20 protein-coding genes are annotated in these 23,439 nt (G+C 58.8%); 12 read left to right on the forward strand and 8 right to left on the reverse strand.

What is annotated here, in order from left to right; genetic code table 11:
* Positions 1 to 127: 127 nt before the first annotated feature.
* The 9 genes from rpsF to FBY01_RS27135 all read left to right on the forward strand — a co-directional run bounded on the left by rpsF (position 128) and on the right by FBY01_RS27135 (position 13,364).
* Complete coding sequence (gene rpsF / locus FBY01_RS27090; RefSeq protein WP_003217491.1) at positions 128 to 550, forward strand: 30S ribosomal protein S6; 423 nt, start codon at positions 128 to 130, stop codon at positions 548 to 550.
* A gap of 28 nt (positions 551 to 578) precedes the next feature.
* A complete protein-coding gene (gene rpsR / locus FBY01_RS27095) occupies positions 579 to 809 on the forward strand; it encodes a 30S ribosomal protein S18 (protein WP_002551829.1) in 231 nt (76 codons plus the stop codon).
* A 36-nt stretch (positions 810 to 845) separates the two neighbouring features.
* A complete protein-coding gene (locus FBY01_RS27100) occupies positions 846 to 1,739 on the forward strand; it encodes a hypothetical protein (protein WP_010464187.1) in 894 nt (297 codons plus the stop codon).
* A 19-nt stretch (positions 1,740 to 1,758) separates the two neighbouring features.
* Entirely contained in the window at positions 1,759 to 2,205 is a 447-nt protein-coding gene (gene rplI / locus FBY01_RS27105) for a 50S ribosomal protein L9 (RefSeq protein ID WP_003197251.1), read from the forward strand.
* A 108-nt stretch (positions 2,206 to 2,313) separates the two neighbouring features.
* A complete protein-coding gene (gene dnaB / locus FBY01_RS27110) occupies positions 2,314 to 3,708 on the forward strand; it encodes a replicative DNA helicase (RefSeq protein WP_010464182.1) in 1,395 nt (464 codons plus the stop codon).
* Positions 3,709 to 3,993: 285 nt separating this feature from the next.
* On the forward strand, positions 3,994 to 6,297 hold the full coding sequence (locus tag FBY01_RS27120; RefSeq protein WP_077748929.1) for a YgiQ family radical SAM protein: 2,304 nt from the start codon (positions 3,994 to 3,996) through the stop codon (positions 6,295 to 6,297).
* 326 nt (positions 6,298 to 6,623) lie between these two features.
* Positions 6,624 to 9,899, forward strand: coding sequence for a DUF2126 domain-containing protein (locus tag FBY01_RS27125; RefSeq protein ID WP_145310244.1), 3,276 nt, complete (start codon positions 6,624 to 6,626; stop codon positions 9,897 to 9,899).
* A gap of 88 nt (positions 9,900 to 9,987) precedes the next feature.
* Complete coding sequence (locus tag FBY01_RS27130) at positions 9,988 to 12,474, forward strand: circularly permuted type 2 ATP-grasp protein (protein WP_145310246.1); 2,487 nt, start codon at positions 9,988 to 9,990, stop codon at positions 12,472 to 12,474.
* Positions 12,474 to 13,364: a transglutaminase family protein gene (locus FBY01_RS27135; protein WP_010464171.1), complete on the forward strand. Its 891-nt coding sequence runs from the start codon at positions 12,474 to 12,476 to the stop codon at positions 13,362 to 13,364. The genes FBY01_RS27130 and FBY01_RS27135 overlap by 1 nt, the downstream gene beginning before the upstream one ends.
* Positions 13,365 to 13,586: 222 nt before the next feature.
* Here FBY01_RS27135 and FBY01_RS27145 read toward each other — a convergent pair whose 3' ends face one another.
* Both FBY01_RS27145 and FBY01_RS27150 read right to left on the reverse strand, forming a co-directional pair.
* Positions 13,587 to 13,775 (reverse strand): hypothetical protein, encoded by a 189-nt coding sequence (locus tag FBY01_RS27145; RefSeq protein WP_007947526.1) that lies wholly within the window; start codon positions 13,773 to 13,775, stop codon positions 13,587 to 13,589.
* A 68-nt stretch (positions 13,776 to 13,843) separates the two neighbouring features.
* Positions 13,844 to 14,431 (reverse strand): TIGR00730 family Rossman fold protein, encoded by a 588-nt coding sequence (locus FBY01_RS27150; protein ID WP_010464168.1) that lies wholly within the window; start codon positions 14,429 to 14,431, stop codon positions 13,844 to 13,846.
* Between the two features lie 344 nt (positions 14,432 to 14,775).
* Here FBY01_RS27150 and azu point away from each other — a divergent pair, with 344 nt between their 5' ends.
* Complete coding sequence (gene azu / locus FBY01_RS27155; RefSeq protein ID WP_145310248.1) at positions 14,776 to 15,222, forward strand: azurin; 447 nt, start codon at positions 14,776 to 14,778, stop codon at positions 15,220 to 15,222.
* A gap of 176 nt (positions 15,223 to 15,398) precedes the next feature.
* On the opposite strand, the gene nadE is transcribed toward azu, so the two are convergent.
* From nadE to FBY01_RS27175, 5 genes are all read right to left on the reverse strand, one after another.
* Positions 15,399 to 16,226, reverse strand: coding sequence for an ammonia-dependent NAD(+) synthetase (gene nadE, locus FBY01_RS27160; protein ID WP_145310251.1), 828 nt, complete (start codon positions 16,224 to 16,226; stop codon positions 15,399 to 15,401).
* 4 nt (positions 16,227 to 16,230) lie between these two features.
* Positions 16,231 to 17,466: a nicotinate phosphoribosyltransferase gene (gene pncB, locus FBY01_RS27165; RefSeq protein ID WP_010464157.1), complete on the reverse strand. Its 1,236-nt coding sequence runs from the start codon at positions 17,464 to 17,466 to the stop codon at positions 16,231 to 16,233.
* Between the two features lie 165 nt (positions 17,467 to 17,631).
* Complete coding sequence (locus FBY01_RS31610; protein WP_178113298.1) at positions 17,632 to 17,793, reverse strand: hypothetical protein; 162 nt, start codon at positions 17,791 to 17,793, stop codon at positions 17,632 to 17,634.
* A 3-nt stretch (positions 17,794 to 17,796) separates the two neighbouring features.
* Positions 17,797 to 18,054: a hypothetical protein gene (locus FBY01_RS27170; protein ID WP_145310253.1), complete on the reverse strand. Its 258-nt coding sequence runs from the start codon at positions 18,052 to 18,054 to the stop codon at positions 17,797 to 17,799.
* 128 nt (positions 18,055 to 18,182) lie between these two features.
* Entirely contained in the window at positions 18,183 to 19,640 is a 1,458-nt protein-coding gene (locus tag FBY01_RS27175; RefSeq protein ID WP_145310257.1) for a sodium:alanine symporter family protein, read from the reverse strand.
* A 177-nt stretch (positions 19,641 to 19,817) separates the two neighbouring features.
* Between FBY01_RS27175 and FBY01_RS27180 the strand changes: the two genes are divergently transcribed.
* Positions 19,818 to 20,627, forward strand: coding sequence for a helix-turn-helix transcriptional regulator (locus FBY01_RS27180; protein WP_145310260.1), 810 nt, complete (start codon positions 19,818 to 19,820; stop codon positions 20,625 to 20,627).
* A gap of 112 nt (positions 20,628 to 20,739) precedes the next feature.
* Here FBY01_RS27180 and FBY01_RS27185 read toward each other — a convergent pair whose 3' ends face one another.
* Positions 20,740 to 21,651: a LysR family transcriptional regulator gene (locus tag FBY01_RS27185; protein WP_145310262.1), complete on the reverse strand. Its 912-nt coding sequence runs from the start codon at positions 21,649 to 21,651 to the stop codon at positions 20,740 to 20,742.
* A 175-nt stretch (positions 21,652 to 21,826) separates the two neighbouring features.
* Here FBY01_RS27185 and FBY01_RS27190 point away from each other — a divergent pair, with 175 nt between their 5' ends.
* Entirely contained in the window at positions 21,827 to 23,317 is a 1,491-nt protein-coding gene (locus FBY01_RS27190; protein ID WP_010464154.1) for an aldehyde dehydrogenase family protein, read from the forward strand.
* Positions 23,318 to 23,439: the final 122 nt, after the last annotated feature.

Genomic DNA, 23,439 nt, shown 5'->3' on the forward strand with positions numbered 1-23,439 from the left:
CTCTACAATTGCGCCCCTTGCTGTGACGGCAGGCACTCACGTGTCTATCGCAAGCAAGTCCATAAGTGTCATTCACTCCTTGTCTGACCGTTTTTGAACGGCAGGCTACAACCCGTAAGGAGCATTCATGCGTCATTACGAAATCATCTTTTTGGTCCACCCGGATCAAAGCGAGCAAGTCGGCGGCATGGTTGAGCGTTACACCAAGCTGATCGAAGAAGACGGCGGCAAAATCCACCGTCTGGAAGATTGGGGCCGTCGTCAACTGGCCTACGCAATCAACAATGTTCACAAGGCTCACTACGTGATGCTGAACGTTGAGTGCACTGGCAAGGCCCTGGCCGAGCTGGAAGACAACTTCCGCTACAACGATGCAGTGATCCGTAACCTGGTCATCCGTCGCGAAGAAGCCGTTACCGGCCAATCCGAGATGCTCAAGGCTGAAGAAAACCGCAGTGAGCGCCGTGAGCGTCGCGACCGTCCTGAGCACGAAGGCGCTGAAAGCGCTGATAGTGATGACAGCGACAACAGCGATAACGCTGACGAGTAATCCACGGACCTTTTAAGGAGCCTATCAAATGGCACGTTTCTTCCGTCGTCGTAAATTCTGCCGCTTCACCGCTGAAGACGTGAAAGAGATCGATTACAAAGATCTCAACACTCTGAAAGCCTATGTATCCGAGACCGGCAAAATCGTTCCAAGCCGCATCACCGGTACCAAAGCTCGTTATCAGCGTCAGCTGGCCACCGCTATCAAGCGCGCCCGCTTCCTGGCCCTGCTGGCCTACACCGACAGCCACGGCCGCTGAGACCGGGCAGTCGACACGTAGCAAAGGATTGAATGCATGCGCGCCTTAGCTGAGTTCATCATGCGCGGCCGTATGCAGGCCACTCTGGTAGTGGCTGGATGCGCAATACTGCCGTTGTTGTATTGGTTGGGTGCTGCCGCCGGATGCCTTGTGCTCCTGCGGCGCGGATTGAAGGACGCCATTGGCGTACTTGCTCTGGGGCTGCTGCCGGCGTTGATCTGGTGGCTTTACTCCGATGACCCACGGGCACTTCTGGTGCTGCTGGGGTCTTCGAGCCTTGCGTTGGTTTTGCGCGCAAGCGAGTCCTGGAACCGCGTGCTGCTGGTCAGCATAGCGATGGGAGTGGTGTTTGCAGTGGTGCTGGGGACAGTTTTTGCTCCCCAAATCGAGATGCTGGCGCAGGCTTTGATAAAAGTCATGCCGTCGCTACTCGGTGATGTCTACCAGAAGTTGTCGGTAGACGAGCAAGCGCATTTTGCGTCCCTGATTGCACCGGTCCTGACCGGCCTGATTGCGGCCTTGTTGCAAATCGTCAGTGTGCTGAGCCTGATTGTCGGGCGCTACTGGCAGGCGTTGTTGTACAACCCGGGTGGTTTTGGTCGCGAGTTTCGCGCCATCCGATTCCCGCTTTTACCAGCGATGTTGCTGCTGGCGTTCATGCTTCTGGGACCGAATATCGGTCCACAGATGGCCATGTTGACGCCGTTGTGCAGCGTACCGCTGGTGTTCGCCGGGCTGGCCCTGATTCACGGGCTGGTGGCGCAAAAGCGACTGGCCAGGTTCTGGCTGGTGGGGTTGTACGTCACGCTGTTGCTGTTCATGCAGCTGATCTATCCGTTGCTGGTGGTCTTGGCCATCGTCGACAGCCTGATTGATTTTCGCGGTCGTTCGACGCCGAAAGACGTCGATAGCGCGAACGGTGAAGGTTAAAAGTTAAGAGGATTTTCACATGCAACTGATCCTTCTGGAAAAAGTCACCAACCTGGGCAACCTGGGTGACAAAGTAAACGTTAAGGCTGGTTACGGTCGTAACTACCTGCTGCCTTACGGCAAAGCTACCGCTGCGACCGCTGCCAACCTGGCTGCGTTCGAAGAGCGTCGCGCTGAGCTGGAAAAAGCCGCAGCAGACCGTAAAACTTCGGCTGAAAGCCGTGCCGCCCAACTGGCTGAGCTGGAAGTGACTATCACTGCCACCGCTGGTGACGAAGGCAAGCTGTTCGGTTCGATCGGTACTCACGACATCGCTGATGCACTGACCGCCTCTGGCGTTGAAGTGGCAAAAAGCGAAGTTCGTCTGCCGAACGGCACCATCCGCAACGTAGGCGAATTCGACGTAGCCGTGCACCTGCACGCCGAAGTTGAAGCCACCGTACGCGTTGTCGTGGTAGCAGCTTAAGCAGCACTTGTCGGCTGGCACCCTCGGGTGCTTGCCGGTAACATCGGGCACGATCCTGTTTACAGGTCGTGCCCTTTGTCTTTCTGAAACCCCCAATTTCTAGTGGCCATGAACGATATCTCCGCTCCCGAGCAATACGATCTGCAAACCGCTGCCCTGAAGGTGCCGCCGCATTCCATCGAGGCCGAACAGGCCGTGCTCGGTGGTTTGATGCTGGACAACAACGCCTGGGAACGCGTGTTGGATCAAGTGTCGGACGGCGATTTCTATCGGCATGACCACCGTTTGATCTTCCGCGCGATCGCCAAGCTCGCCGACCAGAACTCCCCCATCGACGTCGTGACCCTTGCCGAGCAATTGGACAAGGAAGGTCAGACCTCGCAGGTCGGTGGTCTCGGTTACCTGGGTGAGCTGGCGAAAAACACGCCGTCCGTCGCCAACATCAAGGCTTATGCCCAGATTGTTCGTGCGCGGGCAACCTTGCGCCAACTGATTGGCATTGCCTCCGAAATTGCCGACAGTGCCTTCAACCCGGAAGGCCGTACCGCTGAAGAGATTCTCGACGAAGCCGAGCGCCAGATCTTCCAGATCGCTGAGGCCCGGCCAAAGACCGGCGGCCCGGTGAGTGTGAATGACCTGTTGACCAAGGCTATCGACCGCATCGACACCTTGTTCAACACCGACAACGCCATTACCGGCCTTTCCACCGGTTACACCGACCTCGACGGAATGACCAGTGGCTTGCAACCGTCTGACCTGATCATCGTCGCCGGCCGTCCATCCATGGGTAAAACCACCTTTGCGATGAACCTGGTGGAAAACGCCGTGTTGCGCAGCGACAAGTGCGTACTGGTCTACTCGCTCGAGATGCCAGGCGAATCGCTGATCATGCGTATGCTGTCGTCCCTCGGCCGTATCGACCAGACCAAGGTCCGTGCCGGTCGCCTGGACGACGACGATTGGCCGCGCCTGACCTCGGCGGTCAACCTGCTCAATGATCGCAAACTGTTCATCGACGATACGGCCGGCATCAGCCCGTCGGAAATGCGTGCGCGTACCCGACGCCTGGTGCGTGAGCACGGCGACATCGCCCTGATCATGATCGACTACCTGCAATTGATGCAGATCCCGGGTTCGGGCGGTGACAACCGGACCAACGAGATTTCCGAGATCTCCCGTTCCTTGAAGGCCCTGGCCAAGGAATTCAACTGCCCGGTGGTGGCGTTGTCCCAGCTCAACCGCTCCCTGGAGCAGCGACCGAACAAACGCCCGATCAACTCCGACCTCCGGGAATCCGGAGCGATCGAGCAGGATGCTGACGTGATCATGTTCGTTTACCGGGACGAGGTGTACCACCCGGAAACCGAGCACAAAGGCATCGCCGAGATCATCATCGGCAAGCAGCGGAACGGCCCGATCGGCACGTCGCGGCTGGCGTTCATCGGCAAGTACACCCGCTTCGAAAACCTCGCACCGGGCAGCTACAACTTCGACGACGAGTAACGCCCAGGCAGGACGCTTGCCTGTGGCGAGGGAGCTTGCTCCCGCTCGGCTGCGCAGCAGTCGCAAAGCTGAGGAATGCGGTCCGTCTGGAAAAATTCGGTCGAAGGTTTTGGGGCCGCTTCGCTGCCCAGCGGGAGCAAGCTCCCTCGCCACAAGGGTTGCGCCTGGCCTCTGGATCTTTGCGCGAAACGGGCGCCGCAATTTCCGACCATAGCCGTCGGAATTGGTTGTTTTTTGTGCTATATTCCGCGCCCGCGATTTTTCATCTCAACACCGGTCATCGTCATGCAAACAGCCAAGCCGTTATTTGACTATCCCAAGTACTGGGCCGAATGTTTCGGCCCGGCGCCATTCCTGCCGATGAGCAGGGAGGAGATGGATCAGCTTGGCTGGGATTCCTGCGACATCATCATCGTCACCGGTGATGCGTACGTTGACCATCCGTCGTTCGGCATGGCAATCATCGGCCGGCTGCTGGAGTCGCAAGGCTTCCGCGTCGGGATCATTGCCCAGCCAAACTGGCAGTCCAAAGACGACTTCATGAAGCTCGGCGAGCCGAACCTGTTCTTCGGTGTCGCGGCCGGCAACATGGATTCGATGATCAACCGCTACACCGCCGACAAGAAAATCCGTTCCGATGACGCCTACACCCCGGGTGGCCTGGCGGGTAAACGTCCGGACCGCGCGAGCCTGGTTTACAGCCAGCGCTGCAAGGAAGCCTACAAGAATGTACCGATCGTGCTCGGCGGCATCGAAGCTTCCCTGCGTCGCATCGCCCACTACGATTACTGGCAGGACCGGGTGCGCAACTCGATCCTGATCGACGCCTGCGCCGACATCCTGCTCTACGGCAACGCCGAGCGTGCGATCGTCGAAGTCGCCCAGCGTCTGTCCTTCGGTCACAAGATCGAAGACATCACCGACGTGCGCGGCACCGCGTTCATCCGTCGTGACACGCCGAAGGACTGGTACGAAGTCGATTCCACGCGCATCGACCGTCCGGGCAAGGTCGACAAGATCATCAACCCGTACGTGAACACCCAGGACACCCAGGCCTGCGCGATCGAGCAGGAAAAAGGTCCGGTTGAAGACCCGAGCGAAGCCAAGGTCGTGCAGATCCTGGCCAGCCCGAAAATGACCCGCGACAAAACCGTGATTCGTCTGCCTTCGGTCGAGAAAGTCCGTGGCGATGCGGTTCTGTACGCTCACGCCAACCGCGTGCTTCACCTGGAAACCAACCCGGGCAACGCCCGCGCCCTGGTGCAGAAGCATGGCGAAGTCGACGTCTGGTTCAACCCGCCGCCGATTCCGATGACCACTGAAGAAATGGACTACGTGTTCGGCATGCCTTACGCACGGGTTCCGCACCCGGCGTATGGCAAGGAAAAAATTCCTGCCTACGACATGATCCGCTTCTCGGTGAACATCATGCGTGGCTGCTTCGGTGGCTGCACCTTCTGCTCCATCACCGAGCACGAAGGCCGGATCATCCAGAACCGTTCCGAAGAGTCGATCATTCGCGAAATCGAAGAGATCCGCGACAAGGTCCCAGGCTTCACCGGCGTGATTTCCGACCTCGGTGGCCCGACTGCGAACATGTACCGCATCGCCTGCAAGAGCCCGGAAATCGAATCCGCGTGCCGCAAGCCGTCGTGCGTGTTCCCGGGCATCTGCCCGAACCTGAACACCGATCACTCATCGCTGATTCAACTGTACCGCAGCGCCCGTGCCTTGCCGGGTGTGAAGAAGATCCTGATCGCGTCCGGCCTGCGCTACGACCTCGCGGTCGAGTCGCCGGAATACGTCAAAGAGCTGGTGACCCACCACGTCGGCGGTTACCTGAAGATCGCCCCGGAACACACCGAGGAAGGTCCGCTCAACCAGATGATGAAACCGGGCATCGGCAGCTATGACAAGTTCAAGCGCATGTTCGAGAAGTACTCCAAGGAAGCCGGGAAAGAGCAGTACCTGATTCCGTACTTCATCGCCGCCCACCCGGGCACCACCGACGAAGACATGATGAACCTGGCCCTGTGGCTCAAGGGCAACGGCTTCCGCGCCGACCAGGTGCAGGCGTTCTACCCGTCGCCGATGGCCACCGCCACCGCGATGTACCATTCGGGCAAGAACCCGCTGCGCAAGGTCACTTACAAGAGCGACGCCGTGACCATCGTCAAGAGCGAAGAGCAGCGTCGCCTGCACAAGGCGTTCTTGCGTTACCACGACCCGAAAGGCTGGCCGATGCTGCGTGAAGCGTTGACCCGCATGGGCCGCGCCGACCTGATCGGGCCGGGCAAGAACCAGTTGATCCCGCTGCATCAGCCGGCGACCGACAGCTACCAGAGCGCCCGTCGCAAGAACTCGACGCCGGCCGGCAGTCACAAGGTTGCAGGGGAAAAGACCACCAAGATCCTGACCCAGCACACCGGCCTGCCACCACGTGCCAGCGATGGCGGCAATCCGTGGGACAAGCGTGAACAGGCCAAGGCGGCGGCATTCGCCCGCAACCAACAGGCGGCCAAAGATCGCAAGGACGCGGCCAAAGGCAAGGGGCCGAAGCCTGCGCGTAAGCCGGTAGTGCCGCGCTAAACGCTGACCGCTGATAACAGAACGCCAACCTTCGGGTTGGCGTTTTTTATTGTCTGCTGATCGTTCCCACGCGCTGCGTGGCAATGCCTCAAGGGACGCTCCGCGTCCAGTGACGCGGAGCGTCACGGACTGCATTCCCACGTAGAGCGTGGGAACGATCGCAGGTATCTCGCCACATTTGCGTGCAATCCTCTCAAACCAATTTCCCGCATCGCCCGATTTTGGTGCTGTACTGCCTCAAGCAATCGAAGAAAGCGCCAGCGCTGCTGGATGGCATAAGTCTTGCGCGCTTTCCCAATACGCTTAAGGCTCGCAGGAGGCACGCCGTGTCGATTCATGTCGCATTGCACCACGTCACGCATTACCGCTACGACCGCGCCGTCGAGCTCGGTCCGCAGATCGTTCGCCTGCGCCCGGCCGCCCACAGTCGCACGCGGATTCTGTCCTATGCGCTGAAAGTCTCCCCCGAGCAGCATTTCATCAACTGGCAGCAGGACCCCCAGGGCAATTACCTGGCGCGGTTGGTGTTCCCGGAGAAAACCGCTGAGCTGCGCATCGAGGTCGATCTGCTGGCGGAGATGGCGGTGTTCAATCCGTTCGACTTCTTCCTTGAGCCCTACGCGGAAAAGATCCCGTTCACCTACGCCTCGGATGAGCGCAAGGAACTGGCGCCGTACCTGGAAACCTTGCCCCTGACGCCGAAGTTCAAGGCCTATCTGGACGGCATCGACCGCACGCCGCTGCCGAGCGTCGACTTCCTCGTGGCGCTCAATCAGCGCCTGAGCGAAGACATCGGCTACCTGATCCGCATGGAGCCGGGGGTGCAAACCCCTGAGCACACCCTTGAACATGCGTCCGGTTCCTGCCGTGACTCGGCGTGGTTGCTGGTGCAGTTGCTGCGTAACCTCGGGCTGGCGGCGCGCTTCGTCTCTGGTTATCTGATCCAGCTGACCGCCGACGTCAAAAGCCTCGACGGTCCCTCGGGCACGGAAGTGGACTTCACCGACTTGCACGCCTGGTGCGAGGTCTATTTGCCCGGCGCCGGCTGGATCGGCCTGGACGCGACGTCAGGGCTGTTTGCCGGTGAAGGACACATTCCGTTGGCGTGCAGCCCCGATCCGGGCTCTGCGGCACCGATCAGTGGCCTGGTGGAACCGTGCGAGTGCGAGTTCACCCACGAAATGTCCGTGGAGCGGATCTGGGAAGCGCCGCGAGTAACAAAGCCCTATACCGAAGATCAGTGGTTGGCGATCCAGGCGCTGGGGCGGCAGATCGATGCCGACCTGCTGGAGGGCGACGTGCGCCTGACCATGGGCGGCGAGCCGACGTTTGTTTCCATTGACGATCCGGACGGCGCCGAGTGGAACACCGCCGCACTTGGCCCGGACAAGCGTCGGCTGTCCGCCGAGCTGTTCCAGCGCATGCGCAAACACTACGCGCCCAAAGGCCTGGTGCATTTCGGTCAGGGCAAGTGGTATCCCGGCGAACAACTGCCACGCTGGTCGCTGAACTGCTACTGGCGGCGCGATGGCGTGCCGATCTGGCACAACAGCGCACTGATTGCCGATGAGCAGGAAGACTACGGCGCCGATGGCGAACTGGCCGGGCGTTTTCTGTCGAGTGTCGCCGAACGCCTGAAAATTCCGACACGCTTTGTTTTCCCCGCCTACGAAGACAATTTCTATTACCTCTGGCGCGAAGGCACGTTGCCGCTGAACGTCAGCGCCGAAGACTCGCGTCTTGAAGAACCGCTGGAGCGGGCCCGCCTGCGTAAAGTCTTCAGCCAGGGCCTGGACAAGGTGATCGGTCAGGTCCTGCCGCTGGCGCGCACCGCCAAGGGTGATCAATGGCAGAGCGGTCGCTGGTACCTGCGTGACGAGCACTGCCGACTGGTGCCCGGTGATTCACCGTTGGGCTATCGGCTTCCGTTGGGCTCGCAGCCATGGGTAAAAGCGGCGGAGTATCCGTTCATCCATCCTAACGATCCGAATCAGGCATTCCCCTCGCTACCAGACACTCAGCAGTTGAACAGTCCGGGAGCACCGGCCGAAGCGGTCGAGCGGGAACTGAAAGTCGATGAATCCGCCGACTGGCTGACCCGCACCGCATTCTGCGCCGAGGCACGGGAAGGTCGGTTGTACCTGTTCATGCCGCCGCTGGAACGGGTCGAAGATTATCTGGAACTGGTCACCGCGATCGAGGCCACGGCGCAGGAACTGCATTGCCCGGTGCTGCTGGAAGGCTACGAGCCGCCGAGCGATCCGCGCTTGAGCAACTTCCGTATCACCCCTGACCCGGGCGTGATCGAGGTCAATGTGCAGCCGTCCGCCACGTGGGACGAGCTGGTCGAGCGCACCGAGTTCCTCTACGAAGAAGCGCGCCAGACCCGACTGACCACCGAGAAATTCATGATCGACGGCCGGCACACCGGCACCGGCGGCGGCAACCATTTCGTCCTGGGTGGCGCGACGCCGGCTGACTCACCGTTTCTGCGCCGTCCCGACCTGCTGCGCAGCCTGATCAGTTACTGGCATAACCACCCTTCCTTGTCCTACCTGTTTTCCGGCTTGTTCATCGGCCCGACGTCCCAGGCGCCGCGTGTCGATGAAGCGCGCAACGATGCCTTGTACGAACTGGAAATCGCCTTCGCCCAGATGCCGGAGCCGGGCGAGGAGTGTGCGCCGTGGCTGGTCGACCGGTTGCTGCGCAACTTGCTGATCGACGTGACCGGCAATACGCACCGCGCCGAGTTCTGCATCGACAAGCTCTATTCGCCGGATGGCGCGACGGGGCGGCTTGGATTGCTTGAGTTGCGCGCCTTTGAAATGCCACCGCATGCGCGCATGAGCCTGGCGCAACAGTTGCTGCTGCGGGCGCTGGTGGCGCGGTTCTGGCGCGAGCCGTATGCGCCGCCGAAACTGGCGCGCTGGGGCACTGAGCTGCATGACCGGTTCCTGCTGCCGCACTTTATCGAGCAGGATTTCGCCGATGTGATCGTCGATCTCAATGCCGCCGGTTATCCCGTGCGCGCAGAGTGGTTCGCCGCGCATCTGGAATTTCGTTTTCCCAAGGTTGGCGATTACGCGGTCAGTGGCATCGAACTGGAAGTGCGTCAGGCGCTGGAGCCTTGGCATGTGCTGGGTGAGGAGGGCGCGGTCGGCGGCACGGTGCGCTACGTGGATTCGTCGCTGGAACGCTTGCAGGTGAAGCTCACCGGTCTGGCACCGCAGCGTTATTTGCTGACGTGCAATGGCGTTCCTGTGCCGTTGCAGCCGACCGGCCGCGTCGGCGAGTTCGTTGCCGGCGTGCGTTTCCGCGCCTGGCAACCGGCCAACTGTCTGCAACCGACCATCCCGGTCCACGCGCCGTTGGTGTTCGACCTGCTCGACACCTGGATGCAGCGTTCGCTGGGGGGCTGTCAATACCACGTCGCCCATCCGGGCGGGCGTAATTACGACAGCTTGCCGGTGAATGCCAATGAGGCCGAGAGCCGACGGATGGCGCGTTTCTTCCGCATCGGACACAGCCCGGGGAAACTTCCGATACCGATTCTGGAAATTAATGACGAGCTGCCGATGACGCTCGATTTACGACGTTTCTAAACCGTACACGACGCTCGGATTTTTCGTCTATCCGGGCGTCATGAGCCTGCGTTAGTCTGACCGTTCTTTGCTGTCTGCCGAGCTTTCCATGCCTGACCTGCTTGACCGCTACCCGCTGACGGCGGGCACTTATCACGAACTGCTCGACGACAGCGGCGCCGTGCGCCCCCACTGGCGCCGGTTGTTCGACCAATTGCAACGCAGCACGCCAGCGCAATTGGTGCAGCGTCAGGCTTTGTTGACCCGGCAGATCCAGGAAAACGGCGTGACCTACAACGTCTACGCCGACCCCAAGGGCGCGGATCGGCCGTGGGAGCTTGACCTGCTGCCGCATGTGATTGCGGCAGATGAGTGGCAGCAGTTATCGGCCGGGATTGCCCAGCGAGCTCGGCTGTTGAACGCCGTGCTGGCAGACCTTTATGGCCCGCAGCGATTGATTGCCGAAGGGCTGTTGCCGGCGGAACTGGTATTTGGCCACAACAATTTCCTCTGGCCCTGTCAGGGCATTACGCCGCCGGACGGGGCTTTTCTGCATTTGTACGCCGTGGATCTGGCGCGCACGCCGGATGGCCGCTGGTGGGTGACGGCGGACCGGACTCAAGCGCCTTCCGGTGCCGGTTATGCGCTGGAAAACCGCACCATCGTGTCCCGAGCCTTTCCCGAGTTGTATCGCGACCTGAAGGTGCAGCATCTGGCCGGGTTCTTCCGCACGCTCCAGGAAACCCTCGTCCGCCAGGCGCCAAACGATGAAGACGCGCCACTGATCGTGCTGCTGACGCCGGGACGTTTCAACGAAAGCTATTTCGAACATCTCTATCTGGCGCGTCAGCTCGGTTATCCACTGGTGGAAGGCGGCGACCTCACGGTGCGCGATGCCACGGTCTACCTGAAGACCCTCAGTGGCCTGCGTCGGGTTCACGCGATCATGCGTCGGCTCGACGATGACTTCTGCGATCCGCTGGAACTGCGTACCGACTCGGCACTCGGTGTGCCGGGCTTGCTCGAAGCCGTGCGGCAGGGGCGCGTGCTGGTGGCCAATGCCCTCGGCAGCGGAGTACTCGAGTCGCCGGGGTTGCTCGGCTTTTTGCCAAAGATCAATCAATTCCTGTTCGGCGAAGAACTGATCCTTCCGTCCATTGCGACGTGGTGGTGTGGCGAAGCGCCGGTGCTTGCCCAGGCGCTGGAGAAACTCCCGGAATTGCTGATCAAACCCGCCTTCCCGTCGCAAAGCTTCGCCCCTGTATTTGGCCGCGATTTGAGTGAAAAACAGCGTCAGGCCTTGGCTGAGCGCATGCAGGCGCGGCCTTATGCGTATGTTGCGCAAGAGTTGGCGCAATTGTCCCAGGCACCGATCTGGCAGGCCGAGGACGGTCAGCTGCAACCGCGAGCCATTGGGATGCGTATGTATGCAGTGGCCAGTCAAGACGGTTATCGGGTGTTGCCGGACGGATTGACCCGGGTGGCCGCCGAAGCGGATGCGGAAGTGGTGTCGATGCAGCGCGGTGGTGCGAGTAAGGACACCTGGGTATTGGGGGATCGTCCGCCGAGCGGCGAGCAATGGAAAACCCAGCGCACGATCGGTGTGCATGATCTGGTTCGGCGCGATCCGTACCTGCCGTCGCGGGTGGTCGAGAACCTGTTCTGGTTTGGCCGCTATTGCGAACGCTGTGATGACAGCGCGCGATTGCTGCGGATCATGCTGGCGCGCTACGTCGATGGCGATGACCCGCAGGCCCTGGAAGCGGCGGTCGACCTCGGCGAGCGCCTCAATCTGTTGCCAGACGAAGGTGAGTTGCCCGAGCGGTTGTTGGCGGCGTTACTCGGCGATGATTGGCCCTTCAGCCTGCGCTCCAATTTGCAGCGCTTGCAGTGGGCCGCCTCGCAAGTGCGCGGCAAGCTCTCGCGGGAAAACTGGCAGGCGCTGGTGGAATTGCAGCGCGAAGCCATGGAGCTGGAAACCGAAGAGCCGGATTTCGGTGAGTTGCTGGACTTCCTCAACCGGCTGGTGATGTCCCTGGCGGCACTGTCCGGTTTTGCCCTGGACGACATGACCCGAGATGAAGGCTGGCGTTTTCTGATGATCGGTCGGCGGATCGAGCGTCTGCAATTTCTCAGCGCCAGCCTGGCGGCGTTTCTGCGCGGTGCCGGTGCCTTCGATCAGGCTGGGCTGGAATGGCTGCTGGAACTGGGCAACAGCAGCATCACATACCGCTCGCGGTACCTGGCGGTGGCGCAGTTGATTCCGGTGCTCGACCTTTTGCTACTCGACGAGCAAAACCCTCATGCGGTGCTGTTCCAGTTAAAACTGGTGACCCGCACCCTGAAACGCTTGAACGATGATTTTGGCGTGCCTCGCGAAGCCGGTCTGCCGCAACTGGTAGAGCGTCTGACGCGGTTCGATCTGGGTTGCCTGGAGAATTCGTTGTTCGGCGAAGCCAGCGTTCGCGCCGCCATCAACGGTCTGGCCGATCTGCTGCAAGAGATCGCCGATGCCAGCGGGCAAGTGTCGGATCGTCTGGCCTTGCGCCATTTCGCCCATGTCGATGATGTCAGCCAGCGCACGGTGTCCGTCTGATGAGCGCCCGTTACCAGATTCTCCACGACACCCATTATCACTACGACAGCCCGGTGTCCCTGGCACAGCAACTCGCGCACCTGTGGCCACGGGCCTGTGCCTGGCAGCGCTGCACCGAACAACACTTGCAGATCAGTCCCGACCCGACCTCACGCCGGGATGAATTGGATGTGTTTGGCAATCCGCTCACCCGGTTGGCGTTTGAGCGGCCGCATGATGAATTGCTGGTCAACGCCCGGCTTACGGTCGAGGTGCTGGCCCGGCCAACGCTGGATTTCAATCAATCCCCCGCGTGGGAAGAAACCCGCAATGCGCTGACCTATAGCAGTCAGCCGCTTTCTACAGATTTACTGGAAGCGTGCCGTTACCGGTTTGAATCGCCCTATGTGCATCTGAAGCGCAACTTTGTCGAATTCTCGGAAAGCTGTTTTCCACCGGGACAGCCTTTGTTGCTGGGCGTCCAGGCGTTGATGGAGAAGATTTTCAGCGAATTCACTTTCGACGCCGAGGCGACTCAAGTGGCAACGCCGCTGGTGGAGGTGCTGGAGCGTCGGCGCGGGGTCTGTCAGGACTTCGCGCACCTGATGCTCGCTTGCGTGCGTTCCCGTGGACTGGCGGCGCGTTACATCAGCGGCTACCTGCTGACCCAGCCACCGCCCGGCCAGCCACGACTGATCGGCGCCGATGCCTCGCATGCCTGGGTTTCGGTGTTTTGCCCGGTGCTGGGCTGGGTGGATTTTGATCCGACCAACAATGTGCAACCGGCGTTGGAGCACATCACCCTGGCCTGGGGACGGGATTTTTCCGATGTGTCGCCGTTGCGTGGGGTGATTCTGGGGGGCGGTAATCACGACCCCGAGGTCCGCGTCACCGTGATGCCCCTGGACTAACAAAATCCCCTGTAGGAGCGAGCCTGCTCGCGATTGCGGTGTGTCAGTCGATATGAATGTTGAATGACACACCGCAATCGCGAGCAGGCTCGCTCCTACAGGGGTTGGTGTAAGTCAGTTCGGGATGGGGTGTTTCTGATTGGCCTGTGAGGGTCAGCAAGGAACTGCTGACCCTGGACACAGATCCGGTGGGCCTGATCAGATCATCGGGCCCTGAGGGTCTCAGGCGTCGGGCGCCTGATCTTTCGGTGCTTCAGTTTCGTCTGTAGCCACTTCGCCTTCGGCATCCGGGTTCAGTGCTGCTGCTTCTTCTTCAGCTGTAGCTTTCTTGCGCTGAAGCTTTTCCTCTTTCTTCTGCTCCTTGGCCAAGTCTCTCTGACGTTTGGCGAAGGAATAATTAGGTTTAGCCATGGGCGATCCTCTGGGGTCGAAGGTGAGGTTGAGCGGCGCATATTCTGCCCTGTATCGGGACCGAGCCGTTAGCTGGGTTTTTGCTCTGTCCATTTGGGCACCACTGTCGGCTGCCAAGCGTCCAGCGCATCGATCAGGGTTTGCGGCGATTCGCTCACTTGCAGCATGTCACGGTGCGCTTCGCGAACGAAGCCTTCGCCGACGATATGATCAAGAAAACCGGTCAATTTGCTATAGAAACCGTTCACTTCCAGCAACCCGAGCGGTTTGCCATGGTAGCCGAGCTGGCCCCAGGTCCAGACTTCGAACAATTCTTCCAGGGTGCCCAGGCCTCCGGGCAGCGCGATGAAGGCATCGCTGAGCTCGGCCATTCGCGCCTTGCGCGCATGCATGCCGTCGACCACTTCCAGACGAGTCAGGCCGCTGTGGCCGATTTCCTTGTCTTTGAGGCTTTGCGGAATGATCCCGATCACTTCGCCGCCGGCCGCCAGTGCCGCATCGGCGACGATGCCCATCAGCCCGACGGCACCGCCGCCATAGACCAGGGTCAGCTTGCGCTCGGCCAGTGCTCGCCCGAGGGCGACAGCCGCTTCACGATAAGCCGGACTGGTGCCGGTGCTGGCACCGCAAAATACACAAACGGACGCTAAAGACATGCCTTACTCCACGGTCAGGATGGCCATAGAGTAAAGGCAGGCGGGCGGCGCTCCAAGGTCTAAACTTCGCGTTCAGGTGTTTCGTAGGTGCCGCTGGCGCCACAGGCATAAGCGGCGAGCAAACTGCGCAACAGGCTGTTAAAGGACATGACAGGCGCTCCAGATCAGGGATGACGGCCTGATGATAGGGCCGGGCCAGACGTCTGGCTGGTAGATTGTTTCGATAGGTGTCATAGCCCGAAAGTTGTATACAATTTTTGATTCAGGTCATAGGAACTTGCGCAGTTTTCAGGCAGTCTTCTGTCCATTCGCACTTTTGTTAACCCCTGCCTTGGAGATTCACCATGTTTGCCAAACTTGTTGCGGTATCCCTGCTGACACTGGCCAGCAGCCAACTGATGGCTGCTGAATGCAAGGCCACTGTCGACTCCACCGATCAAATGACCTTCAACACCAAGGCCATCGAAATCGACAAAAGCTGCAAGACGTTTACCGTAGAACTGACCCACTCCGGCAGCCTGCCGAAAAATGTCATGGGCCATAACCTGGTGATCAGTAAAGCGGCAGATATGCAGCCGATCGCTACCGATGGCCTGGCAGCCGGTATCGACAAAAACTATCTGAAAGACGGTGATGATCGCGTTATTGCTCATACCAAAATCATCGGAGCCGGAGAGAAGGATACGGTGACCATCGATGTATCGAAGCTGACAGCGGGCACCGATTACGGCTTCTTCTGCTCGTTCCCGGGCCACATCTCGATGATGAAAGGTACGGTTACCCTGAAGTAATCGATTCGAGTACATAAAAAAGCGTCCCGATTGGGACGCTTTTTTGTGCCTGACGAAAGACCGAGTCATCGTTCATCGTCGGAACGCCGCCCGGAGCCGGTTCGCCCCAACAGGTACAGCGTTGTCCTTGTGGGAGCGAGCCTGCTCGCGATGGCGTCAGTACAGACGCCGCAGCTTCAAGGCGCGAACGGCATCACGCGCTTGTGATGGGTCTTTTTATACGTATCGCAAATAATCCTGAACGCTTCCTCACGCACCGGCTGACCGTGCAGGAACGCGTCGATTTCGGCATAGGTCACGCCGTGGGACGCTTCGTCGGGTTTGCCCGGCGACAGGTCTTCAAGGTCGGCGGTCGGGATTTTTTCCACCAGCGATTCCGGCGCGCCGAAACTGCGGGCGATGTCTCGAACCTGGTTTTTCACCAGGCCACTCAACGGGGCGAGGTCGCAGGCGCCATCACCGAACTTGGTGAAGAAACCCATCACCGCTTCCGCCGCGTGGTCGGTACCGATGACCAGCCCGTGCGCCGCGCCGGCGATGGTGTACTGGGCGACCATGCGCATCCGCGCCTTGGTGTTGCCGAGCACGAAATCCACCGAGACCGCGTGCTTGCCCTCGAAGGCCGCCACTTCATTGGCCAGGGCTTTCACCGCCGGGCCGATGTTCACGGTGTGACGTTCGTCCGGGGCGATGAAATCCACCGAGGCCTGGGCATCGTGTTCATCGAACTGGGTTTCATAAGGCAGGCGCACGGCGATGAACTTGTAGCTTTTGTCGCTGGTTTGCTCGCGCAACTCACGCATGGCGCGTTGGGCCAGCAGGCCGGCGGTCAGCGAGTCGACGCCGCCGCTGATGCCGAGCACCAGGGTCTTGAGCCCGGAATTGACCAGGCAATCCTGAATGAAGCTGACCCGCCGGGCGACTTCGGCCTCGAGGGCGGCGTGGTTGGCGAATGGCGGCTGAACCTTGAGCTGCTCAGCAATCTCACGCTGTACGGCTTGCATGAATTCACTCCTTGCTAGTGGTGCCAGATGTGCTGGAAAGGGCGGCAGGTACTTTGAAAACGTGTCGCAAATAGGCGACGAAATTCGGGTCTTTGCAGTGAGTCTTGCCAGGCTCATCGGAAATCTTTGCCACGGGCTGGCCGTTGCAGGCCGCCATTTTAAGCACGATGCTCATCGGTTCGACACCCGGAATATCGCACGTCAGGTTGGTGCCGATCCCGAAGCTGACATTAATCCGACCGCGCAACGCCCGAAATATTTCCAGGGATTTTGGCAGCGTCAGGCTGTCGGAGAACGTCAGGGTCTTGCTCATCGGGTCGATGCCCAGCTTTTGATAGTGGGCGATCGCCTTTTCTGCCCAGATCACCGGATCGCCGGAGTCATGGCGCAGGCCGTCGAAGAGCTTGGCAAAGAACAGGTCGAAGTCGTTGAGAAAGGCATCCATGGTGATGCAGTCGGTCAGGGCGATCCCCAGCAGCCCCCGATACTCGCGCACCCAGCAATCGAGGGCGGCAATCTGGCTGTCGATCAGTCGGGGACCGAGTTGCTGGTGCGCCATGATCCATTCGTGGGCCATGGTGCCCAAAGGTTTCATGTCCAGTTCCCGTGACAGATGCACGTTGCTGGTACCGACGAAACGCCCGGGGAAATCGTGCTTGAGCACGTTCACCACTTCTTCCTGCACGCGGAACGAGAAGCGACGGCGTGTGCCGAAATCGGCTACCTGCAGTTCGGACAATTCGTCGCTGCTGGCGTTGGCGGTCAACCAGTCGAACTTGCGGTAGAGCTGCTCGCGAGCCTGTTCCAGAACAATTTCGCGGTAGCGATAGCGGTTGCGCACTTCGCTGACGATGGAAAGCAGCGGTACTTCAAACAGAATCACATGCAACCACGGCCCGCGCAGGCGGATGAACAGCTCGCCGTTTTCGATACCCGTGTGGACGTAACGCAGGTTGAAGCGGAACAGCCCGAGAAAGCGCAGGAAATCCGGCTTCATGAAGCTGATGCGTTCCATGAAGCTCAACTGGTCGGCGCTCAGGCTCAACTCGGCCAGGCGTTCGATCTGGAAGCGGATTTCTGCCAGATACGGGCGCAGATCCTCACTGTTACGGCAACGAAACTCCCATTCGACTTCCACGTTCGGGTAGTTGTGCAGCACCGCCTGCATCATCGTCAGTTTGTAGAAATCGGTGTCGAGCAGGTTCTGCACAATGCGATCGCCAAACACGCTCTCGCTCATAACGGGGTTCTCCAGGCGGGCCGCGGCCTGTGGTCGCGACGTTTCAGCTGTTTCTATGAATGGGGCTAGTGGCGCATAACAGGGGTGGGGATTACCAGTTTTTTTTTGTGTTCATGACGGATTAATCACGGGTGACCAGCCTTTAAAACAAGCACCAGAGGTTTGTCAGTTATCGGGTGTTGCCTCAAGCGCTGCCTGGATGACGAGCGCAAGGCTATCCCAACTTTTTATATAGGCTTCAAGGTGGGAGTGACGAGGAATAAGCCCCGTTTCAATTGCTTTTATCAGGGCTGCTTTTATCATTTCAGGAGTCGCTGATCCGGCCATGATCTACAGTCCTTTAATTGTAATTTGATCCAGCGCGTCGACACCGTCCTGTAGCAATAAGTAGGCTGGAAGTATCAACCGGGAAAAGTCAGCATCATTAGTATGTTTAACGGTTACAGAGGTCAGCGCCTCTAAAAGACCAGTGGCAGCACGTATTCTGAAGCAGGCATCTTCAAACAGCAGATGGGGGGCGGCATGCGTGTCTATATAAAAAGTTGGGGTGGTTGATGCGCTGGCTTTAAGCGGTTGATAGCGATTCACAGACGAACTCCTAGAGCGCGCGAGGGGTTAAAGGCGCGAGTTTTTTATTAGTTGGAGATTATGGTGTCAGGGCATTGCTTAACGACTGAACCACCGCTGAAACGCAATGGCTCAGGGTTCATTCGAATTTACGCGACCTGAGATTTAGCTGGGCCCCGTTCCGTACAGGCAGGCTTCTTCGGTTGCAGTGGATTCGTTATCGCGGGCCAGGCCATCAAATCGAGGTCCAGATCGGTAAATTTGCTTGAGTCAAAAACGGGCTTTTTGGTTCCTGTGCGACGTTGTTCATCGTAGTCGGCCAAGATTCGCATACAGACTTTGAATAGCAATGTCATCGCTACGAGGTTGACCAATGCCAGAAGTGTCATGGTGATGTCGGCAAACGCGAGCACCGTAGTGAGGTCTTCAACCGAACCCCAAAAGACAAGTATCAAAACCAAAATGCGGTACGCAATTAATGATTTACGAGGTGCGGCAATGATGAATCGTAAGCTGTTTTCTCCCAAGTAGTAGTTGTAAAGCATTGCTGTGAACACGAACAGTGCAAGTACCACACTGATAAACATCCGGCCCCAATCACCTACTACCGCCGCCAGCGAATTTTGTGCCAACGCAATGCCGTCACCTTCGAAGCCGGGAGTATAAAAACCGGATAGCAAAATGATCAGCGCAGTACACGTGCAAATAACGATCGTATCGATGAAGACACTGAACGCCTGCACCACGCCTTGTGCCACCGGATGGGCAATCTTCGCCGTGGATGCGACGTTAGGTGCGCTGCCCAGTCCTGCTTCATTGGAGAACACACCGCGCCTGACCCCCATCATGATTGCGCTGCCGACGAGCCCGCCAAACGCTTGATCCAAACCGAAAGCGCTATTGACAATACTGATCAGTACGCCGGGAACCTGGTCGATTTGCAACAGGATGACGTAAAGCGTTACGCAGATGTAGGCGATGACTTTAAGCGGAACCAATAGATCGGCCACCTTCGCGATCCGCTTTATACCACCCACAAACACTATGCCCAGCAACAACGACAGCGTTAGTCCAGACCAAGTCGTAGATAAACCAAAGGCATTGTTGAGAGAGTGTGATACGGCATGAGACTCAAGGCCATTGATAGCAAACCCGAAAGTCACCAACAGCAGGACTGCAGCAATCGTTCCGAGCCAGCGTTTGCCCAGCCCATGCTGGATGTACCAGGACGGGCCACCACGATATTGCCCATTTGCATCGCAGCGTTTGTAGAGTTGGCCCAGTGAACATTCGAAGAAGCTGCTCGACATTCCCAGCAGGGCGGTCATCCACATCCAGAACACCGCACCGGGACCCCTCATGCTGACTGCAATGCCGACGCCCACAATATTACCGGTTCCGACCCGTCCAGCCAGGCTGAGCGTCAGCGCCTGCAAAGAGCTCAAGTGGTTGCTGCCAATGTGCGAACTGCCACGTAACACAGTGATCATGTGTACAAAGTATCGAAGCTGTACAAATCGCGACCGGATGGTGAAGTAGGTTCCAAGTCCAAGAACCAAAGGTATCAAAACCTTTCCAGAGAGAAAGTCATTGATGACGTCAAGCATTCAAAGCTCCTTGCTGTTTTAAGAGTGCTGGCGAGTCGAGGGTGTATTGGACCCTGAAGTCCTTAAGGTTCCGTAATATCAGGTCATCTATCATTTTTCGCAATTTCGCAAGTTGCTTAAATGTGATGCGAGTAGCTGCTATGGTTGCGCCTTCTAGCGCTTCTTTAATGGATTAATATGCGTGATTTTCTACCTGCTAACTTAAGATTACTGTGTAGTCACTACCGATCTGTCGCTGAGGTCTGTAGGAAACTTCGGATTAATCGTGGGCAATTTAATAAATACCTGTGCGGGAATAGTATTCCCACGGCTTTTAACCTGAAGCGGATTTGTGATTTTTTTGGAGTGGAAGAATTCGAAATTGGGCTGCCGACCGATCAATTTGTCAGCCTTATAGGTGGTAAGACAAAGCTGGTAGGTCTTCCGCGTGAGGAGTCGGCCCCAGAACGAATACTTGGACACCTTCGGCAGCAGTCCTCCCTCCAACTTAAAGCCTACACGGGATACTACTATGAGTATTACCATGCGATGACAGAACCCGGTTCTATTATTTGCGCTTTGGTGCGTGTGTATGAAGAAAACCAGCACTTCGTGTACGAGCGAAATGAGCGTTTACAAATAGTCGGCGTGGAAGATGAGTATGAACAGTATCGGTATGTGGGGGTTGCCTACTATCTGCAGGATCGATTGTTTCTCATCGATTATGAGTCGCTGACGTCCAACGAAATCAGCCAAACGATCCTTATCCCTAGTTTCAAAAGTTGTATCACTCGGCTCAATGGCTTGAAAATGGGCGTTTCTGCTGCAGACCACCGCACTCCAGCGTGTTCGCGTGTTGTTTGGGAATATCTCGGTCAGGAAGTCAATCGAATCGATGCGTATTGCAAGGTGCGGCTTTACAGAATGGACGATCCCGTCATTGATGATGACCTACGCGGACGCCTCGCGCAGACCAGCGTTGTTGACGGGCTCTTTGTTCTTTCCTAAGGCCGCAATGGACCTGGCGAAGCGGGTTGGCCGTTTAAAGGGCCGCTCCGCGACCCAACGGGGCGATGCGGCGTTCCGACAAGCCCCCTCGCCACAGGGTTTGAGTGAAACTTTAGATTTGTGCCTCGTCCGGGCTGTCGATCTGCTCCAGCATCCACTTCACAAAATCGCGCACCTTGGGCACTTCCGCCGAGTGCTCGGGATACGCCAGGTAATAGGCATCCGTGCTTGGCATCGCGTGTTTCCAGGGGATAACCAGTTTGCCGTCCGCCAACTCTTCTTCCACCAAAAACCTTGGCAACAGCGCCACGCCGCAGCCGACCTGGGCGGCGCGGATGCACATATAAAACGTTTCGAAGCGCGGGCCGTGGTAGCTGTGTTCGGTGTGGTAGCCCTGACTGTCGAACCAGTCGTGCCAGGCCTGGGGCCGCGAGGCGTTTTGCAGCAGGACGAGGTCAGCGAGCTGCGTAGGGTCGGTGAACGGCGTGTCCGGCAGGCTGCCCGGCGCGCAGACCGGCACCAGCTCCTCGCCAAACAGCTTCAGGCATTCGGTGCCGGGCCGCGAGCCTTGGCCGAAGTAGAACGCCAGGTCGCTGCGACCTTGCAGCAAATCGTCGGCTTCCTGCTCGCTGCACAGGTCCAGATGGATTGACGGGTGGCGCAGGCGCCAGCCTTTCAGGCGTGGCACCAGCCAGCGCGCGCCGAAGGTCGGCGGCGTCGAAACCCGCAAGACTTCGGTTTCGCCGCCGTAGGAACGCAGGTAATGGGTCGACATCTCGACCTGGGTGAGGATTTTTCGTACTTCCACCAGGTACAAATCACCGGCCGGAGTCATTTGCAGACGTCGGCGCACCCGGCGGAACAGCAAGTGCTGCAACAACTCTTCGAGTTGCGCGACCTGTTTGCTGACGGCGCTCTGGGTCAGGTTCAGCTCTTCGGCGGCCCGGGTGAAGCTCAAATGCCGGGTCACGGCCTCGAAACACTGCAGTGCGGTGATCGACGGCAAATAGCGTTTATTCAGCATGGACGGTCCTTTTTCTTGTTTCTTTTACTGCCAGCAATTCAAAGCATGAATAAACGGAATGATATCTCTCTTAAAGGTCGTTTGTTGGGTAACCTCCGGGGAGCTAAAACTACAGGTCTGATCAGCCGTGAATGTCCGGCTGTACGTTTTCTGTTTTTTGCTCGAGGAGTGACCCATGGTTGCCGCATTGCTTGATCGTCTTGGTGTGAACCCGGCCCTGTACCAGAACGGCAAAGTGCCGGTGCATTCGCCGATCGATGGCAGCCGGATCGCTGCCGTGAACTGGGAAGGCGCCGCTGAAGTCGAGCAGCACATCAGTCGTGCAGATCATGCGTTCGAATTGTGGCGCAAGGTCCCGGCCCCGCGCCGTGGCGAACTGGTGCGTCAACTGGGCGACATCCTGCGCGAATACAAGGCCGACCTCGGCGAGCTGGTGTCCTGGGAAGCCGGCAAGATCACGCAGGAAGGCCTGGGTGAAGTTCAGGAAATGATCGACATCTGCGATTTCGCCGTCGGCCTGTCCCGTCAGCTGTACGGCTTGACCATCGCGTCCGAGCGTCCTGGCCACCACATGCGCGAAACCTGGCACCCGCTGGGCGTCGTCGGCGTCATCAGCGCCTTCAACTTCCCGGTTGCGGTCTGGGCCTGGAACACCACGCTGGCGCTGGTCTGCGGTAACCCGGTGATCTGGAAACCGTCCGAGAAAACCCCGCTGACCGCACTGGCTTGTCAGGCGCTGTTCGACCGCGTACTGAAGAACTTCAGCGACGCACCTCCACACCTCAGCCAAGTGATCATCGGCGGCCGCGATGCCGGCGAAGCGCTGGTCGATGACCCGCGTGTCGCGCTGATCAGCGCCACTGGCAGCACCCGCATGGGCCGTGAAGTGGCGCCGAAAATCGCCGCCCGTTTCGCCCGCAGCATTCTGGAGCTGGGCGGCAACAACGCCATGATCCTCGCCCCAAGCGCCGACCTGGACATGGCCGTCCGCGCCATCCTGTTCAGCGCCGTCGGCACCGCCGGTCAGCGTTGCACCACGTTGCGTCGCCTGATTGCCCATGAGTCGGTGAAGGAAGAAATCGTCACTCGCCTCAAGGCTGCCTATTCCAAGGTCCGCATCGGCAATCCGCTCGAGGGCAACCTGATCGGTCCGCTGATCGACAAAAACAGTTTCGAAAACATGCAGGACGCGCTGGAACAAGCCTTGAGCGAAGGCGGCCGGGTGTTTGGCGGCGAACGCCAGCTGGAAGACAAATACCCGAACGCTTATTACGTCTCGCCGGCCATCGTTGAAATGCCGGAGCAGAGCGATGTGGTCTGCAATGAAACCTTCGCACCGATCTTGTACGTGGTCGGTTACAAGGACTTCGACGAAGCGCTGCGTCTGAACAACTCGGTGCCACAAGGCCTGTCCTCGTGCATATTCACCACCGACGTGCGTGAAGCCGAACAGTTCATGTCGGCGGTGGGCAGCGACTGCGGCATCGCCAACGTCAACATCGGCCCGAGCGGTGCGGAAATTGGCGGCGCGTTCGGTGGCGAGAAAGAAACCGGTGGTGGGCGTGAGTCGGGCTCCGATGCATGGCGCGGCTACATGCGCCGCCAGACCAACACCGTGAACTACTCGCTGGAGTTGCCGTTGGCGCAGGGTATTACGTTCGACTGATCCTCGAGTCGAACAGTGATCCCCTGTAGGAGTGAGCCTGCTCGCGATTGCGGTCTATCAGTCAACATAGATGTTGAATGTTAAATCGCTATCGCGAGCAGGCTCACTCCTACATTTTGAAC

This window comes from Pseudomonas sp. SJZ077, assembly GCF_007993905.1.
Taxonomy (GTDB): Bacteria; Pseudomonadota; Gammaproteobacteria; order Pseudomonadales; family Pseudomonadaceae; genus Aquipseudomonas; species Aquipseudomonas mandelii.

Bases quoted from the DNA above. Each gene is read 5' to 3' on its own strand.
- rpsF (WP_003217491.1), top strand. From the start codon at position 128: ATGCGTCATTACGAAATCATCTTTTTGGTCCACCCGGATCAAAGCGAG.
- rpsR (WP_002551829.1), top strand. From the start codon at position 579: ATGGCACGTTTCTTCCGTCGTCGTAAATTCTGCCGCTTCACCGCTGAA.
- FBY01_RS27100 (WP_010464187.1), top strand. From the start codon at position 846: ATGCGCGCCTTAGCTGAGTTCATCATGCGCGGCCGTATGCAGGCCACT.
- rplI (WP_003197251.1), top strand. From the start codon at position 1,759: ATGCAACTGATCCTTCTGGAAAAAGTCACCAACCTGGGCAACCTGGGT.
- dnaB (WP_010464182.1), top strand. From the start codon at position 2,314: ATGAACGATATCTCCGCTCCCGAGCAATACGATCTGCAAACCGCTGCC.
- FBY01_RS27120 (WP_077748929.1), top strand. From the start codon at position 3,994: ATGCAAACAGCCAAGCCGTTATTTGACTATCCCAAGTACTGGGCCGAA.
- FBY01_RS27130 (WP_145310246.1), top strand. From the start codon at position 9,988: ATGCCTGACCTGCTTGACCGCTACCCGCTGACGGCGGGCACTTATCAC.
- FBY01_RS27135 (WP_010464171.1), top strand. From the start codon at position 12,474: ATGAGCGCCCGTTACCAGATTCTCCACGACACCCATTATCACTACGAC.
- FBY01_RS27145 (WP_007947526.1), bottom strand. From the start codon at position 13,775: ATGGCTAAACCTAATTATTCCTTCGCCAAACGTCAGAGAGACTTGGCC.
- FBY01_RS27150 (WP_010464168.1), bottom strand. From the start codon at position 14,431: ATGTCTTTAGCGTCCGTTTGTGTATTTTGCGGTGCCAGCACCGGCACC.
- azu (WP_145310248.1), top strand. From the start codon at position 14,776: ATGTTTGCCAAACTTGTTGCGGTATCCCTGCTGACACTGGCCAGCAGC.
- nadE (WP_145310251.1), bottom strand. From the start codon at position 16,226: ATGCAAGCCGTACAGCGTGAGATTGCTGAGCAGCTCAAGGTTCAGCCG.
- pncB (WP_010464157.1), bottom strand. From the start codon at position 17,466: ATGAGCGAGAGCGTGTTTGGCGATCGCATTGTGCAGAACCTGCTCGAC.
- FBY01_RS31610 (WP_178113298.1), bottom strand. From the start codon at position 17,793: ATGGCCGGATCAGCGACTCCTGAAATGATAAAAGCAGCCCTGATAAAA.
- FBY01_RS27175 (WP_145310257.1), bottom strand. From the start codon at position 19,640: ATGCTTGACGTCATCAATGACTTTCTCTCTGGAAAGGTTTTGATACCT.
- FBY01_RS27180 (WP_145310260.1), top strand. From the start codon at position 19,818: ATGCGTGATTTTCTACCTGCTAACTTAAGATTACTGTGTAGTCACTAC.
- FBY01_RS27185 (WP_145310262.1), bottom strand. From the start codon at position 21,651: ATGCTGAATAAACGCTATTTGCCGTCGATCACCGCACTGCAGTGTTTC.
- FBY01_RS27190 (WP_010464154.1), top strand. From the start codon at position 21,827: ATGGTTGCCGCATTGCTTGATCGTCTTGGTGTGAACCCGGCCCTGTAC.